The sequence below is a fragment of the Oceanobacillus halophilus genome, from assembly GCF_003628505.1.
Taxonomy (GTDB): domain Bacteria; phylum Bacillota; class Bacilli; order Bacillales; family Amphibacillaceae; genus Oceanobacillus; species Oceanobacillus halophilus.
The window spans coordinates 142660-158881 of the sequence record NZ_RBZP01000001.1 but is presented as its reverse complement, the minus strand read 5'-3'; the positions used below and the strand labels follow the sequence as shown (position 1 = coordinate 158881).

The 16222-nt window shown below is 34.8% G+C and carries 19 protein-coding genes; 3 read left to right on the top strand and 16 right to left on the bottom strand.

Annotation, left to right across the window (positions count from 1 at the left end; translation table 11 throughout):
- Nucleotides 1-264 precede the first annotated feature (264 nt).
- Nucleotides 265-438 carry a 50S ribosomal protein L32 gene (gene rpmF, locus D8M06_RS00855; RefSeq protein WP_072886763.1) on the bottom strand — a complete coding sequence of 58 codons (174 nt, stop codon included), beginning with the start codon at nucleotides 436-438 and terminating at the stop codon, nucleotides 265-267.
- A gap of 31 nt (nucleotides 439-469) precedes the next feature.
- Nucleotides 470-994, bottom strand: a complete 525-nt coding sequence (locus D8M06_RS00850) for a YceD family protein (protein ID WP_121202465.1) — start codon at nucleotides 992-994, stop codon at nucleotides 470-472.
- Between the two features lie 340 nt (nucleotides 995-1334).
- Here D8M06_RS00850 and D8M06_RS00845 point away from each other — a divergent pair, with 340 nt between their 5' ends.
- A complete protein-coding gene (locus D8M06_RS00845; RefSeq protein ID WP_121202464.1) occupies nucleotides 1335-2561 on the top strand; it encodes a nucleotidyltransferase in 1227 nt (408 codons plus the stop codon).
- A 10-nt stretch (nucleotides 2562-2571) separates the two neighbouring features.
- On the opposite strand, the gene D8M06_RS00840 is transcribed toward D8M06_RS00845, so the two are convergent.
- Complete coding sequence (locus D8M06_RS00840; protein WP_121202463.1) at nucleotides 2572-3600, bottom strand: SepM family pheromone-processing serine protease; 1029 nt, start codon at nucleotides 3598-3600, stop codon at nucleotides 2572-2574.
- Nucleotides 3601-3892: 292 nt separating this feature from the next.
- Between D8M06_RS00840 and ylbJ the strand changes: the two genes are divergently transcribed.
- A complete protein-coding gene (ylbJ, locus tag D8M06_RS00835) occupies nucleotides 3893-5122 on the top strand; it encodes a sporulation integral membrane protein YlbJ (RefSeq protein WP_121202462.1) in 1230 nt (409 codons plus the stop codon).
- A 628-nt stretch (nucleotides 5123-5750) separates the two neighbouring features.
- Here the strand turns inward: ylbJ and coaD are convergent.
- The 7 genes from coaD to D8M06_RS00800 form a co-directional block, all read right to left on the bottom strand.
- A complete protein-coding gene (gene coaD / locus D8M06_RS00830) occupies nucleotides 5751-6236 on the bottom strand; it encodes a pantetheine-phosphate adenylyltransferase (protein WP_121202461.1) in 486 nt (161 codons plus the stop codon).
- A 15-nt stretch (nucleotides 6237-6251) separates the two neighbouring features.
- Nucleotides 6252-6806, bottom strand: coding sequence for a 16S rRNA (guanine(966)-N(2))-methyltransferase RsmD (gene rsmD, locus D8M06_RS00825; protein ID WP_121202460.1), 555 nt, complete (start codon nucleotides 6804-6806; stop codon nucleotides 6252-6254).
- A gap of 302 nt (nucleotides 6807-7108) precedes the next feature.
- Complete coding sequence (locus tag D8M06_RS00820; protein ID WP_121202459.1) at nucleotides 7109-7384, bottom strand: YlbG family protein; 276 nt, start codon at nucleotides 7382-7384, stop codon at nucleotides 7109-7111.
- Nucleotides 7385-7500: 116 nt separating this feature from the next.
- Complete coding sequence (locus tag D8M06_RS00815) at nucleotides 7501-7932, bottom strand: YlbF/YmcA family competence regulator (RefSeq protein WP_121202458.1); 432 nt, start codon at nucleotides 7930-7932, stop codon at nucleotides 7501-7503.
- An 81-nt stretch (nucleotides 7933-8013) separates the two neighbouring features.
- Nucleotides 8014-8247: a YlbE-like family protein gene (locus D8M06_RS00810; RefSeq protein ID WP_121202457.1), complete on the bottom strand. Its 234-nt coding sequence runs from the start codon at nucleotides 8245-8247 to the stop codon at nucleotides 8014-8016.
- An 11-nt stretch (nucleotides 8248-8258) separates the two neighbouring features.
- Nucleotides 8259-8681, bottom strand: a complete 423-nt coding sequence (gene ylbD, locus D8M06_RS00805; protein ID WP_121202456.1) for a spore coat protein YlbD — start codon at nucleotides 8679-8681, stop codon at nucleotides 8259-8261.
- 261 nt (nucleotides 8682-8942) lie between these two features.
- A complete protein-coding gene (locus tag D8M06_RS00800; protein WP_121202455.1) occupies nucleotides 8943-9998 on the bottom strand; it encodes a CAP domain-containing protein in 1056 nt (351 codons plus the stop codon).
- A gap of 230 nt (nucleotides 9999-10228) precedes the next feature.
- Here D8M06_RS00800 and D8M06_RS00795 point away from each other — a divergent pair, with 230 nt between their 5' ends.
- Nucleotides 10229-10594 carry a YugN family protein gene (locus tag D8M06_RS00795; protein WP_121202454.1) on the top strand — a complete coding sequence of 122 codons (366 nt, stop codon included), beginning with the start codon at nucleotides 10229-10231 and terminating at the stop codon, nucleotides 10592-10594.
- A 78-nt stretch (nucleotides 10595-10672) separates the two neighbouring features.
- On the opposite strand, the gene D8M06_RS00790 is transcribed toward D8M06_RS00795, so the two are convergent.
- The 6 genes from D8M06_RS00790 to coxB form a co-directional block, all read right to left on the bottom strand.
- Entirely contained in the window at nucleotides 10673-11128 is a 456-nt protein-coding gene (locus tag D8M06_RS00790; protein ID WP_121202453.1) for a DUF420 domain-containing protein, read from the bottom strand.
- Nucleotides 11129-11154: 26 nt separating this feature from the next.
- Nucleotides 11155-12066 carry a cytochrome c oxidase assembly factor CtaG gene (gene ctaG / locus D8M06_RS00785; protein WP_121202452.1) on the bottom strand — a complete coding sequence of 304 codons (912 nt, stop codon included), beginning with the start codon at nucleotides 12064-12066 and terminating at the stop codon, nucleotides 11155-11157.
- Between the two features lie 194 nt (nucleotides 12067-12260).
- Nucleotides 12261-12581 carry a cytochrome c oxidase subunit IVB gene (gene ctaF, locus D8M06_RS00780; protein ID WP_121202451.1) on the bottom strand — a complete coding sequence of 107 codons (321 nt, stop codon included), beginning with the start codon at nucleotides 12579-12581 and terminating at the stop codon, nucleotides 12261-12263.
- Between the two features lie 3 nt (nucleotides 12582-12584).
- On the bottom strand, nucleotides 12585-13208 hold the full coding sequence (locus tag D8M06_RS00775; RefSeq protein ID WP_121202450.1) for a cytochrome (ubi)quinol oxidase subunit III: 624 nt from the start codon (nucleotides 13206-13208) through the stop codon (nucleotides 12585-12587).
- 1 nt (nucleotide 13209) lies between these two features.
- Nucleotides 13210-15066 (bottom strand): cytochrome c oxidase subunit I, encoded by a 1857-nt coding sequence (gene ctaD, locus D8M06_RS00770; protein ID WP_121202449.1) that lies wholly within the window; start codon nucleotides 15064-15066, stop codon nucleotides 13210-13212.
- A 53-nt stretch (nucleotides 15067-15119) separates the two neighbouring features.
- Nucleotides 15120-16172: a cytochrome c oxidase subunit II gene (gene coxB, locus D8M06_RS00765; protein WP_121202448.1), complete on the bottom strand. Its 1053-nt coding sequence runs from the start codon at nucleotides 16170-16172 to the stop codon at nucleotides 15120-15122.
- Between the last annotated feature and the right edge of the window lie 50 nt (nucleotides 16173-16222).

Genomic DNA, 16222 nt, shown 5'->3' with positions numbered 1-16222 from the left:
TAGCTCTAGAAATTACGTTTTAAGACCGTTATAATCCCAGCATATTTCTTGTTTATACAAGTAGAGCAGACACACAGCGGAGTGTATTTCCGTAGCGGTGTTAACGAATCGCTCCATTAGTTATTTATTCTTAATTAAATATATCAACAGTTTCTATCAACTGTAAAATTCTTCAAAGGACAAACTATAGAAAAAGAGAAAAACATAAATGTCTACAACAAAAAAACAGACCACGTTATGTGATCTGTTTTTTATTTATGGAAATTAGTCGTTTACAACTTCTTTTCCATCATAATGTCCGCAAGATTTGCAGACATGGTGTGGCTTAGTTAATTCTCCACAGTTTGAGCATTCTACCATGCCAGGTACGTGTAATTTTTTATGAGTACGACGTTGATTTTTTACTTTTTTAGACGTTCTTCTTTTAGGTACTGCCATGACTTACACCTCCTTTAAATGAAAGAAAGTATTAATTTTCTTTCGACTTTTTATCAAGTAATGATTGCAATTTCTGAAAACGTGGATCAATCTTACTCTTTTCTTGCTCTTCGGAGAGGAACTCCCAGCCATCACCACTAAAAGGAGCATCTTCAGCATCTTTATCAGAAATAACTCTAAAAGGCTTTTCTAATAAGATGTTCTCCTTTATGTATGGAGTCAAGTCGATAACATCTCCATCTATTGGATGGATTTCCTGTTCCTCTTCTTCCGCACTTATATATGATGAAATGGAAAATACCTCGTTCGCTTTTATTTTAAAAGGATAAGGAACATCCACTAATGTACGTGCGTCAGGTAAAATCATTTCTCCCTCAATAGTAAATGAAAAGAAGAATTGTTCCCCTCTTTGTGTACAGTGTCCATGAACCCGCACAGGATTTATTTCACGTATATCATTATTCATCGATTCAAGTTCGGAAACGTCCACATTATCATCAAATGTGAAAGGTTCATTATTAGCATGTTTTCTAATTTGACCTAATGTAAATTTCATTGTTTTCACCTCAAGGCAACAAGAGTTATTTTAAAAGAAAAAGAGACTTTTGTCAATATGTTTTCATTACACCAATACTATTATTCCCTATCACGTATTCAAGTAATCATTAAATCAACCTCATTTTTGGTTAGGATTTCTTTAATTAAGATGTTCTTTTCTAAAAGATTGTTGCATTTTAACACATTATATATAGACTGTTGATCTTTAATTAAATATACTGCTTAACCCTCGCTCCGAATATCTATCAACTACTTAATTATAATACTTACATAAATAGGTGCACGACACCTTATATTTTGGTACAATAATTAGCAAAATATTACAGGAGTTGAACCTTATGAAAGCATGTGGCCTTATTGTTGAATACAACCCCTTTCATAACGGACATGCCTATCATATTCAAGAAGCTAAAAAAGTATCCAATGCCGACTGTATGATAGCAATTATGAGTGGTTCTTTCCTTCAAAGAGGAGAACCTGCAATAATCGATAAATTTCATCGAACAAAAGCTGCAATAAGTGCAGGGATAGATATAGTTCTAGAACTCCCATATGTCTTCGCAGTACAAAATAGTGATATCTTCGCTAAAGGTGCCGTTCTAAGTTTAAATGAGCTAGGTGTATCGAGCATTTGTTTTGGTAGTGAATCTGGTAATATATCTTATTTTATAAAAAGCTATGAGAACTATAAAGAAAAAGAACCCATTTTCAAAAACATTTTAAAATCTAGACTGGCAGAAGGTATGTCTTTCCCAGAAGCAAGTAAACTTGCTTATCAAGAAATTGGGCTTACTAACAAGGAATTAGATTTAGCACAACCAAATAATATTCTAGGATTCAGCTATGTGAAAGCTATAATGGATAATCAATTACCTATAGAGCCACTGACAATTGAACGAACAAAAAATAACTTCCATGACCAAATGATAACAGATAAAATAGCAAGTGCAACCAGTATAAGAAAAAATCTAATAGATATGAATCAGCTAACTGAAGAGATTACAAAAGCAATTCCAAATGCGACAATCAATCAATTGGAACATTATAAAAAATTAGCAAATATCTGGCATACATGGGAGCATTACTTTCATCTCCTTCATTACCGAGTAATGACAATGTCCAAAGAAGAGCTTAGAGAAATACATGGAGTAACGGAAGGTATAGAAAACAGAATAAAAAATGCAGCAAAACAAGCTAACTCCCTATATGAATGGATTGAGTTAGTGAAGACCAAAAGATATACATGGACTAGAATCCAGCGCATCTTTGTCCATATTTTAACCAATACGACAAAAAAGGATATTGAACCAATCATACATAGTCAAAAAATCCCCTATACACGAATTCTTGGTTTAACAAATAGAGGTCGGAAGTTTCTTAATACCAGGAAAAAGGATATTTCAACCCCTATTATTACAAGTTTTAATCGTGAAACAAATCAAATGCTTGAAATGGAAGAAAGAGCTACTCATGCCTACTTGAGCATATTAAATCCTGATACTAGAAGAAAATTATTTCAGCAGGAACTTAGAGCCCCGATCATTTCTGAAACGGAAAAAGACTAGCTATATATAGCTAGTCTTTTTCAATCACTTCATTTTCAAGAAAATCCAATGCATCCGAGAATGTATCTACTGGGATAATTTTCATATCCGCTCCAATCTCTTCTGCTTTTTCCCTTGCTACATTGTAGTTGGAATCATCTGCTCCATCTTCATTAGGCGCGAAGAAGATATCAATCCCTTCTCTATCTGCAGCAACAACTTTTTTGTCAATGCCACCAATTCGATAAACATTTCCGTGATAATCAATTTCACCAGTACCAGCTATCTCGTAGCCTTTTGTTAAGTCCCCTTCTGTTAACTGGTCATATATCTCCAATGAGAACATTAAGCCCGCACTTGGTCCGCCAATACTTCCACTGGAAAAATCAACTCCTGGTTCAACTGTAACATTTCTATCTGTCACTAAGCTAATCCCTACTCCTACCTTATCTTCCATTCCTTCAAAAGCTTTAAGTATAATATTTTCTGTTAGGTTGTCATCATCCCGAATAAATTCTAATGTGATGGTTTCATTAGCTTGCTTCGTTTCCACATAACTGATTAAATCATTTGCTTCTTCAATGGGATTCCCGTCAATACCAATGATTCTGTCTCCTGTTTGCAGTATTCCTTCAGCTGGCATTCCTTCGACAACTGAAACGACATAAACACCATTATATTCAATTATTATATCGCTCCCAGCTGCTTCATACGCAACCACTGTCGCTGCCTCTTGGGAACTTTCCATCACTTGTAATTGTGCTTGCATATATTCATCTTGTGATATACCTTCAGGAAAAACTTGTTCAATTGGTAAGATATCATTATGAGGAAATATTTTAGCAATAGCGTATTGAACAGGTGTTGCTTGTAGGCCACTCACTGTAACCAGATGCATATCTCCTTCACTATCATATCCACCTTCTACTTCAACAATAGGATTCAGCGCGTCTGCGCCCCCAGGCCTTTGTATGTAATAAGGAAGCTGATAGGAAGCTAAAAAATAAGCCAGGATAACAACAATCACTAAATAAATAATATTTTTTTTTGTATATTTCATAAATGTGGTTTGTCCCCTTCCATTGCAGTTAAACAACAAAAAACAAAAATGTTTTATAAAAGTGTATGGCATAAAACAGCTATGTATGTGCGTATATTGTATAGACTTGTACAATCTTTCGGCTAAAATAATTCTACTATTAAACAAACTAGATGTACAGGATTAAAAAAGGCTTTCCTTTCACTTCAACGCACAAACCTTTGCACTGAATTACTTTGTATTCTCTACAACATGCCGGTAAGCATCACACGTCAACTAAGAAACAAACAGTAATTGTTTAGGGGGCATCCTATTGAAACAAATCATAAAAACATTAATCTATTCCAGTATAACCATATTTATAACCATATCCTTAATAAAATTTCCAGACCCCGCATTAGAAGCAAGTATTCGTGGTTTGAACCTGTGGTGGGAAGTAGTATTTCCTTCACTATTACCATTTTTTATTACCGCTGAGCTATTGCTCTCATTTGGAGTTGTGAAATTTATAGGTGTATTATTTGAACCAATCATGCGGCCACTATTTAATATACCTGGTGTTGGCAGCTTTGGTTGGATGATGGGAATGGCAAGTGGTTATCCTACAGGGGCAAAAATAGCTTCTCGTCTAAGAGAAGAAAAACACTTAACAAAAGTCGAAGCGGAGAGACTTGTTTCGTTTACGAACAATTCTAGCCCTTTGTTCATTTTTGGTGCAATATCAGTAGGTTTTTTTCACGATGCAAGACTCGGTATTTTACTTGCAACTTGTCACTACGTTGGAAATGCAATCGTAGGGATAAGTATGCGATTTTACGGTAGAAGGGAAGAAAAGCAAAAGCAAAAAGAAAAACCAAAAGGAATATCTTTTAAAAGAGCTTTTCAAGAAATGCATGAAACTAGAGTAAATGACAAACGGCCATTAGGAGAAATACTTGGGGATGCTGTTCTAAATTCTATTAAAACATTAGTTATGGTTGGTGGATTTATTGTATTGTTCTCTGTACTTATTAAGATTCTCTTTTTAGTTGGAGTTTCTTCTATCATTGCTGCCATTTTTGAATTGTTACTAATTGTGCTATCACTACCAAGTGAATATGCACTACCATTTTTCTCTGGTCTATTCGAAATTACAATTGGTGCAGATATGATATCTAAAGTAGCTTCTGACACATTGCTGCAACAAGCGGTTCTAATTAGTTTTATTTTAGGGTTTAATGGATTTTCTGTACAAGCACAAGTGGCGAGCATATTAGCAAAAACTGATATACGTTTTGCCCCTTACTTTTATGCACGGATACTGCATGGGACTATCGCTAGCTTTTTAACAATCATCTTATATAAACCATTATATCTTAACAAGCAAACGTTCGAAATTGGTGATATACCCGTGTCTTCCCCAGCCACAGGAAATATTTGGATAACCTCTTTAGAAATAATAAAAGATACAGGACCAATCATTACGTTTATCTTTCTTGCAATCGGTGTATTCCTTGTCATTAAGAGAAACAGGAAAGACTATAAGCAATTTCCACGACTATAACTATAAGTTAAAAAGCTTTGTATATATTTATGTTATTAAATGTCGCAATTGTTAGAAACTCCTGATATATTTAATTAAGAATAGTTAGCTCTCGCTTTCACTTATGAATGTTTTCAGCTGGCATTCGCTCCGGCAGAATACTGCGCTTTCCGCGGGCACGGCTCAGCCTCCTCGGAAGAAACCCACTTCCTGCGGGGTCTTCGGACACGTGCTTTTCCCGCAGGAGTCTCCGCATTCTGCCTACGCTATTTTACATGCACTAGATATTATTAAAGCTAAACTTCATAGATTCACGTTTAGGGTAGTTGGTCCTCCTAGAATACAGAATTTTTCCTAGTAAAAATTAAGTAGAGCAGGAACTAAGCGGAGGAAATACACGTAGACTCCTGCGGGAAGAAGAGCATTGGTGAGACTACGTAGTGCGTCAGCACGGAGGAGGCTCACCAGCTCCCCGCGGAAAGCGTAGTGTATTTCCGTAGCGCATGTTTAGCAGTATTCTGAATTAAAGTTATCAACAGTCTATATAAAAAGCGTAATAATGTTATATTGTAAAAAGGGACAGTCTTTTGGAAAACAGAGTAAAAAAAGAAATGATGCAAAAAATGCATCATTTCTCACCATACGCTATTCATACCTTTTTATATTTTACTTTTAGTGCTTCATCCACCACATCAGGAACAAGACCTGAAATATCACCATGATACTTTGCAGCTTCTTTTACCATACTGGAACTAAGAAAAGAATATTGATTATTGGTCATCATAAACAGTGTTTCAATATCAGGATTAAGTTTTTTGTTCATAGAAGTAATTTGCATTTCATACTCGAAATCACTTACCGCACGTAACCCTCTAACAATAGCATCTGCGTTTTTTTCTTTTGCATAATCCATCAATAAGTGATCAGAGGAGTCAATAACAATATTAGGTAGATAACTAGTAGAATCCTCTAATAAATGGATTCTTTCTTCAACAGTAAATAATGGTGACTTCGCTTCATTATTAAAGACAGCAACAATAACTTCGTCAAAAATCTTAGATGCACGCTCAATAATGTCTAGATGTCCATTGGTAATCGGATCAAAACTCCCAGGGTAAATCGCTAATTTTCCCATTAAATAAACTCCCTTTTAATTCTTTTGATATATGGTAATACCTATTGTTCCCCCATAATTATCTTGCTTCAACAAGTTCAAGTTCTCATTAACACCATTGAAGTCTTCTTTAGGATCATGTTCACAATAAATAAGTCCATCTTCATTTATTAAGTTAAATTGTATTATTTGATTTATTAATTTTACATAGTTAACTTTCCCATATGGTGGATCTATTATTATAAGGTCAAAGACTAGTCCTCTTTTTGCAGACGCTTTCACAGCTTGAAAAGCATCCGTACGAAAAACTTCAACTTTGTCTTCTAATTTGCATGTCTTAATATTCTCTTTTATGGTATGTATTGCTTTAGGATGTTTGTCAACGAAAACCCCTGACTCTATCCCTCTGCTAATTGCTTCAACTCCCAACGAACCACTACCTGCAAATAAATCTAACACTTTACCACCATTGAAGAATGGTCCAAGTACTTGAAATACTGCTTCTTTTACTTTGTCTGTAGTAGGTCTTGTTGATTTACCTGGAACTGATTTTAATTGTCTTCCTTTAAATTCACCTGCAATAACTCGCATGTATTCACCTCTATTACTGCCGCTCGCCTTATATCCTACCATAAAATTTAAAACCTGCAAATAGATATAGAAGTGTTTGTTGGGAAAAAAATATATATTTATATGTATAATATAAAATCGTCTGTACATAATACATAGTGATACAACTAAATTAACTTAGTTGTTTTCAAAACGCGGAGAAGACTTAAACTTCCCCATAAGTTCTTCCTCCGGTTTCTCCTCTCCCTTTGCCTATTTGTTTTTCTATGAAAAAACAAAGGGACCTGCAGAATAATTTCTGCAGGTTTATTTTTTTCATTCCGTTATATTCCCATTTTGTAATCATATTGTTTTGCTTTATCGGGTTTAGCATTTTCGTAACTCGTTCGAACATACGGTTTATATGATTTCTCTACCTTAGATACAAATGGAAGCTTTAATAGTTTCTTTTCAATTTGATCTATATCCGTTTGGTTTACATACACTATGGCATATTTTAACCTCTTAGAAGCGTATATTAAGTTTCCATAACGCTTAATTTGTTTTAAATTCTTCATATGCTTGAACCAAACAACTAACCCCTGTCGATCCATTCTCATTACTAATTCCTCACTAATTCATAATATTTATCAAGATTTTATGTATATTGTTATCAGTCATGTTAACGTATCAACTAACCCTCAGACCGCTCTGAAAGTTAGTTGAAATTATAGTTCTAGGACGCACATCCACAAGCCCCACCATGACCACAACCTGTATCTGTTAATGCTGCGCCATCTTTCGGCGCCTTTATATCATCGCTGACACTATGAGCAACGTATTGACTTATCTCATCCAAAAGATTTTGAAGGTTACGTTCTGCGATTTTGAATGAAGCAACTCTTTCATTCATGTCCATTTCACGCTTCGTGGAACGGACCTTTTTCATTATTTCATTATAATCAGGATGATATCTACCAAATCTTTGAATATCATCATAATGGCTTTTCATTTCAGTAAAAGCCTTAATTAGTTGTTGTGCCTCTATATCTTCATCGAGTGCAACCCGAGACTTCTTGTAGTTTTCCATCACATCGGATTCCAGAACCATTTTTCCAAGTTTTTCTGAATAATCTAGAATCTCTACATATTCTAAAGTTGCTATCATCAAAACACCTCCAGATATTATTTTAGCATTTATTTAACAATCTGAAAACACATTCAAACTCTCAAGTCTATCAAGGAGGTGTTAATCTTTCATTGCACCAGCAAATTGCATTAGCATGTTTAACATCTGAACATTGTTCCCTATCTTTTCAATCTTTTGTGGAAAAGTTTTTCCATAAAACCTTTTGGCTTCTTTTTCCATCTCACTTATTCTACTAGGATCTCTAGATAGGTATCGATACCAAATAGGATTATAACGTACAAAGTTTTGTAAATCCGGACGTTCTAATAAATAGTGGTAAACGGATGAATCCATTAAATCTCTCCTTAGTCATTAAACCAATTAAATGGCTGACTTTGAGTGTTTTGCGTTTCTTTTTTTGATTGTTGAAATTGGTCAACCAGTTCTTGTACTGTACCGATTGTTTTGCTTAAGTTCGATACTTGACCTTGAATTTTATTGATATCTATATTTTCTGTTATTTTAATTAACTGATCCAATAATTCAAAATTTTTATCCTTGCTATCTTCTCCATCTGTATCCTTTTTACTTTTAGTGGTTTTCTCTGTTGGTTTAGTAGTTGATTTAAATTGGTCCCAAAACGGATCATCTTCACCTAATAATAACCATTTTTCATAGTATTCTTGCCAAGATCTTCCACTTTTTCTGATCTCCCTGCGTAATTCTGGATGATTATTGATAAATTGTTTAAACGATGCCACAGTCGGGTCCAGTTTTTGTTCTTCCATGCATTTCCCCCCTGTAATAGTCATATTTACTAATTAAAATATGCTTTTGACACATATGTGTGCCTTTCGTAATATGGGTAGAGGAAAACAAAAAACAACAAGATGAACAAAAGACAAAACACCTTGTTGTTTCAGATTATGTATAGATTGCGAATTACTTTAATTCAGTATTGGGCGAAACACTTGTTCTTGAAACACACTTTGTATCTAGTACGACCTAAAAGCTACAAAAATAGGTAATATAAAACGAATGGACGTTCATCATCGTGCTTCTGCTAAAAAGTTTTGTGTATAATATAACCGATACACTCCTACCCCAATATGTGTGTACGCTTCATTAAATAAAGCCTCACGATGGCCCTCACTGTTTAACCAACCTTCCATAGCGGCTGGAGCGTCCGTATACTGTGCAGCAATGTTTTCACCAGCAGAAATGTAGAAAACTTCTTGTGCAGCTAATCGTTCCTTCAATCCACTACCATCCAATCCAAAATGAGAAAAATAATCATTTTCTGCCATATCCTTGCTATGAAGGTAAGCTACTTGTTGAATAGAATCTTTCCATTCAAGATTGTTTTTATCGTGTCTATTTCGCATTACATTCGTAATATCAAATATTTGCTGCTCCATTCCAGTTTCAATTTCTTGCCATTCTTCCTCAGATAAAACGGGGTTATCTGGAAGATCCCCACGATATACAATCTCATACGGACGATGTTTCAATAATGTACTAGCCGTTAATACACGTATAGAAGATAGCCTCTCTGTAAAAGTATCAAAATAAAATTGTACAAATATTTCATCCGTAACTTTCGTTAAAGGACGCATCTTTAAATCTTCAGCAGTTAATCGAAACGTATAGGATGATAATCCCTTATTATAAGTAACCTCATCTTCAAAACTAAATTCCTTCCTAATTTCTTCATAAGGCTTTCCAATATAATATGAATCTAAATCATCACCTTCACCTGTTGCATAAATAGTCACAATTTTATGATCCATAATTCCAATCTGAATATATTCTTTGTTAGAATCATTATAAATCCACCACTCATATTCATAAGCACTTACATCCCTACGAATTGGTTCACCAAGTTCGTCTAATAAATAATCTTCAGTTTTACCAATCCAAGAAGTTATATCATTTTTTAAAATCTTTTCTGGTACAACCTTAGTTTGTAGTACACTTGACTTTTCATTTACAACTTTTGAAATATGATCAATTGTTTCATTTTCGGAGAGACCATTTTGTTCAACAAAATAAAATACAATTAAGGCAATAATGGCTAGTAATACGAGGCTTCGAATAAACCGCATGTAAGATTCCCCTTCTTATGATATTTAAATATATTTCATTCTATGTTTGAAAAAGAGGATACATTCACTATTCTCTATCATTACTATGTTAAAATATATTTAAACGCTTAATTAATACTAAATTTCACGTATTTTACTTATAAATATATTATTAATAATATTTTCAATTGCATATTAAGTGTTTTCGTACTATTATAAATTAATGAAGACAAATATGCGAGGTGAAGGAAATGAAGATTGAAAACACTGGATTAGATGATGTAGTTATTGATCTGGAACCTTTAGATCATCTTACTGGTAAGCATGCATTTATTCGTGCTGGTCAATGGGATTACGAAAGAGTAACATATGATTACAAAATAGCTTCTGATGAGAAAAATATTACATACTACATTCGTATTCAAGGCCATGCACTAGAAGGCGATGTTGATAGTGGTAATGCCGTAATAAAACTACATACTCCATTATTAGGAAAACATTATTATCCTCATGGAGTAGAATATGGTGAAGAAGAGAACTTCTCTAAAGACTTAGTTGATCGAGCAAATACTTTATTAACTAATCTTGCTAAAGAACTTGTTCCATATAAAAAATAACAATAAAAAGGGTTCAGGCTAAATCTAGCTTGAACCCTTCCTTATTTAAAAATAAAAACTTTAATGAGCTACAGACAGTTAAAATCCCCATATCGCTCTAAATAAATTGGTTGTTTCCCCAACATCAAACAATACATATAAAAATAGATAAACCATAATACCAGTTATGGCAGTAAAGAACCAAATAACGGCTGTCACAGGACCTATCTTCCTATGCTTCCTAATATTGCGCTTAAAAGCTAAAATCAGCGTTATAATCCCAAAAACTGCACCTGTTGTCGCTAATATAATATGAAACACTAAAAATAGTGTGTAGTAAATTTCTAATTCTGCTGGTCCCCCAAAACTTGTATTCCCTATGAATATCGTACGAGACATATAGATTATAAAGAATAGCAAAGCACTTAAGGCAGCAGCAATCATCGTTTTTTTATGTGATTTAGCTTGTCCGATATGAATGAATCTCCATCCAATAGCAACTAAAACAGCACTTAATAAAATAAAAAATGTGCTAATTGTAGGTAATAAATACATAATCTGATACAACCCTTTCTTTTGGTTTAAGGTGTTTCCACTTCTGTTTTGGAGTTTGGTAGTGGATCAATGGTTGAGCCATCCTTTTTAAACCATTGGTACAATACCGATGATAAAACAGCCCCATAGGTAAGTTCCTGTATAATCTTCATAATAATACCCCCTAGTTGCTGATCCCACATTATACTTAAAGGGGAGAACATCTCAGGTCCAGATAACTCCGAACTAATACCACTCAATACCTCAGTCGGTACACAAAGGCTTAAAGCAGTTATCCAAGCTCCATCTTGAGTGTAAGCAGCGTACAACGGACTTGGAGCAAATATAATGAGAACACACGCCGGAGTGATTAACACACTGTTTACAAAAATATAGCCGACTTTTAATATTGGTTTTAGTTTATCTAATTCTTTAACTGGAGATAACAACGGAAGCCACATAATAAATGCAGCAACTAACAAGAGCAAATGAATCATTGTATGCGCCACTGGAGTTGATTTTGAGAAATCAAAAATCACTGGAATATGATATAAGCTAAAAAGCCCGTTAAAAAGCAACAGTGAAACAACCGGCTTCGTTAAAACCTTTAATATTCCCCCTAATTTTGTGCTAAACATGATTTTCTTCCATATCCACTCCGGAATACCTTTAATAATAAGAATTGGAGCAATTATTAAATATATTGCCATTTGGGTCATATGGGCAGTTAGCATAATATGAGATAACAAGTCTACTGGAGATCCTTTTGCAATATAGATCAATACCAATGCAAAGTAGAAAGAGAATTGCTGTATTGCAGCAGGTTTAATATCCCCACCTAATTTAGACCTAAATGGTCCAGTTATTAAATAATAAACAGCTGCTAATAATATAACAAAAATTAAAAAGTAGGGGCTCCATAACGCTCGAAAGCCAAATATCTGAAGTTCTAGCCACATACATTTTTCACTCCATTAAAAGGATTTTATTCTTATTATACAACATGAAGATAGGGAGAACCTACCATTTTGTGACGATATTCAAAACAAGTCACCGCAATTAGTCAAGTATTCTATCTCCACCTGCAAAAAAGGTCGAGATATATAATCCCGACCTTTTTTCTTCATTCCTTACTGAATTTTTCAAATTACTTTTACCACCAAATAATTGTTGTAAAAGTTAGAACTGTAACAGCAGCTATCCAGATCCCTCCAAAGATTAGAGAGGAAATTATTTCATGACCTTTATCCTTCATATGCATGAAATAATAAAATTGGAATCCAACTTGAACGACTGCTAATAGAAGTATAAACGGAATAACAAATGTCCTGCTCAATTCAGCAGCAACTACAAGAAATGCAATTAAGGTAAAAGCAATCATTAATACAAAAGTGATAACCTGATGTTTCATTTCTTCTTTTCTTCTAGTGTTCTCATAGGAATTAATTTTGTTAATGTTTGTATTATCAGTCATAAATTAACTCACCATCCCCATCAAGTATACTACTGTAAAGATGAATACCCACACCACGTCAATAAAATGCCAATAAATAGCAAATGTATTATATTTTGGAGCATTATACAAACTCAAACCCCGTTTTGCATTTCGAACCATTAAGGAAATCAACCAGCTTAATCCAAAAACTACGTGTCCACCGTGGAAACCAACTAAAGTGTAAAACGCAGATCCAAATGCTGAAGAACGAAATGTAAATTCATACTCAATTATATAGTGTGCAAATTCATAAATCTCACAAGCCAAGAATGCTATACCGAGTAGTGCAGTAATTCCAAACCATAACTGCATTTTTTTGAAGTTATTGTTTTTCATGTGATATATAGCATACACACTTGTTAAAGAACTTGTTAATAACAATACAGTCATAATGAATACAAGCTCTAAGCCGAATAATTCTTGTGAGGTAGGACCACCGGCAGTTGATTCTCTTAAAGATAAATACGTAGCAAAGAAACTAGCAAAGAGAACTGTTTCGCCCCCTAGGAAGAACCATAATCCAAGAAACTTGTTCTTCCCTTCCATTGTAGCCTTCGCTGGATCCTCATGTGAGTTTTTAAGATTCAAGGAATGATCTTGACTCATATTAGTCAGCCTCCCTTTCTAGATCTTCTTTATGGATGTGGTAACCATGATCATCTTTCAATGATCTAATTAACATGGATCCTAAAGCAATAGCAAATCCAATGAATACTAGAGCCAACCATGATTTATTATCTACTTGATAAATAAATCCAAAGGAAGCTATAAAGAAACCTATTGTCATAGTCACTGGTAAAATGGATCCGTTTGGCATATGAATGTCGACTAGCGGTTCAGCTGGTGTCATTTTATCATTGCCATCCATCTTCTCAATCCAGTATGCATCCAATCCACGTACTAATGGTAACTTTTTAAAGTTGTACTCTGGAGGAGGAGAAGAAACAGCCCATTCCAATGTACGACCAGTTCCCCAAGGATCTGCAGAAGCCTTCTCACCTTTTATACTAGTGTAAACAATATTGATTATAAAAATGATTGTACCGATAGTCATCAAGAATGCCCCTATTGTACTCACCAAGTTACCAGTATCCAAACCTTGGTTTTCTAAAAACACCCAATAACGACGTGGCATACCCATTAAACCAAGGAAGTGCTGTACAAAGAAAGTTAAATGGAATCCAATAAAGAAAATCCAGAAAGCAATTTTACCCATGCCTTCATGCAGAACTTTACCGAATAATTTTGGCCACCAATAATGTAATCCAGCTAAAATACCAAATAGAGTTCCTCCAACGATTACATAGTGGAAATGTCCGATTACAAAATACGTATCATGGTACTGATAATCTGCAGTTGCCGTTGCTAGCATAACACCTGTCATCCCACCTATTGTAAAGGATGGAATAAATGCCAATGACCAAAGCATTGCAGAATTAATTCTGATACTACCGCCCCACATAGTCGCTAACCAGTTAAAAATCTTAATACCTGTCGGCACGGCTATGGCCATTGTAGCAACAGCAAATATAGAGTTAGCTACCGGACCAAGTCCAACTGTTAACATGTGGTGTGCCCATACCATAAAACCTAGAAAGGCAATCATAAATGTTGCAAACACCATGGATGAATATCCAAATAAACGTTTCTTAGAAAATACCGGGAAAATTTCACTGAAAATTCCAAACGCCGGCAGAATTAAGATATACACTTCCGGATGACCAAAAATCCAGAATAAATGCTGCCATATGATCGAGTTACCACCTAAAGCAACATCAAAGAATGCTGAACCAAACATACGGTCAAACATAAGCAAAAACAAACCAACCGTTAATGCCGGAAATGCGAATAATATTAGAATACTAGCAATGAAAGTAGTCCATGTAAATAATGGCATACGCATATAAGTCATACCTGGTCCACGCATTGTAACGATTGTAACCAGGAAGTTAATACCACCAATTAGTGTCCCTGCACCAGATAATTGAAGACCCATTACATAAAAGTCAACACCATGACCTGGCGATTGGGTTGATAGTGGCGTGTATGCTGTCCAACCGGCATCAGGTGCTCCACCCAAGAACCAGCTCAGGTTCAGCATAATTCCACCAAACAAGAATAACCAAAAACCTAATGAGTTTAAAAATGGAAAAGCAACGTCACGGGCACCAATCTGCAAAGGCATAATGGCATTCATTAGACCTAGAAGGATTGGCATGGCCGCAAAGAAAATCATAGTTGTTCCATGCATGGTAATCATTTCATTATAAAGCCCTGCACTAATGAAATCATTTTCTGGTTTCATTAATTGAATACGAATTACGAGTGCTTCGATACCGCCAAGTATAAAGAAAAATGCACCTGCAACGATATACATATTACCAAGCTTTTTATGGTCTACTGTTGTTAAATAATCCCATAAAACAGCACCGAAGCTTTTCTTTTGAGTAGATGCTAGACTCAAAGCTTTAACCTCCCTTTTGTATCTTTCATCCCATTAATTAAAATACATAATTTCTAATTCCCAGCACTGTCTGGTGTAGTTTCTGAATGATCTAACTGCATTAGATACTCAGCTATACTACTTGCTTCGTCTTCAGATAGACTAGGATAATTACCCGTCATTTTGTTTCCTGGTTTAATTGATTCTGGATCCATTAACCATTCCACCATGTTTTCTTTTGATGGTTCAAGAATTCCTGCAATCGATGTTCTGTTGGCGTAGTTTGTTAAGTTCGGACCAGTTGCTACTGGGGAAGACCCAATTGCATGACATGCCATACAATTGTTTGCTTCAAACAACTCTTTACCTTCTTGGGCAACAGCATCTTGTGGTACTTCTTCAGCATCAACATTTTTCATATCTTCTACCCAAGCATCAAATTCTTCTTGACTAACTACAACAACCTTGAAGTCCATTAATGAATGGGACGGTCCACATAGTTCAGCACATTTACCCCAATATACGCCTTCCTCATATGCTTCAATAAACATGGTGTTCACATTTTCAGGGTTTGCATCAATTTTACCTGAAATAGTAGGAACCCAAAAAGAATGAATAACATCTGATGATTGAATGTCTAAATAAACTTTTTGATTAACCGGGATATATAAGTCCTGACTTGTTTGTATTTCTTCCCCTTCGTAATTAAAGTGCCACCAGTATTGATTTCCAGTAACTTCTACATTCACTGAACTACTAGCTTCTGTCGTATCCGCAAGATCGAAAACGGAGATTACAGTCGGTACAGCAAGAACTAAGACCAAAAGAATTGGTATAGCTGTCCACACTATTTCTAATGTGTGATTACCTTCTACTTGTTTCGGAATGTAATCCTCTTGTCCTTTCTTTTGACGGAAACGAATAAGAACAATGGTATATATCAACATTACTATGATAAAAACTGAAACCATAACAATAATTGAAAGAACCATTATATTCATTGCATCTTGTGCACCGTAACCTTTAGGATCAAGAGCAGTTAAGTTTTCTTTACCACAAGCAGATAACACTAGCGCTGCAAAACTTAACAAAACAAAAACTTTTAATTTTCCCATCCAACGACTCATGTATTCATACCTCTCTTTCTTTTTTTCTATTATTTATATTTATAAAATAA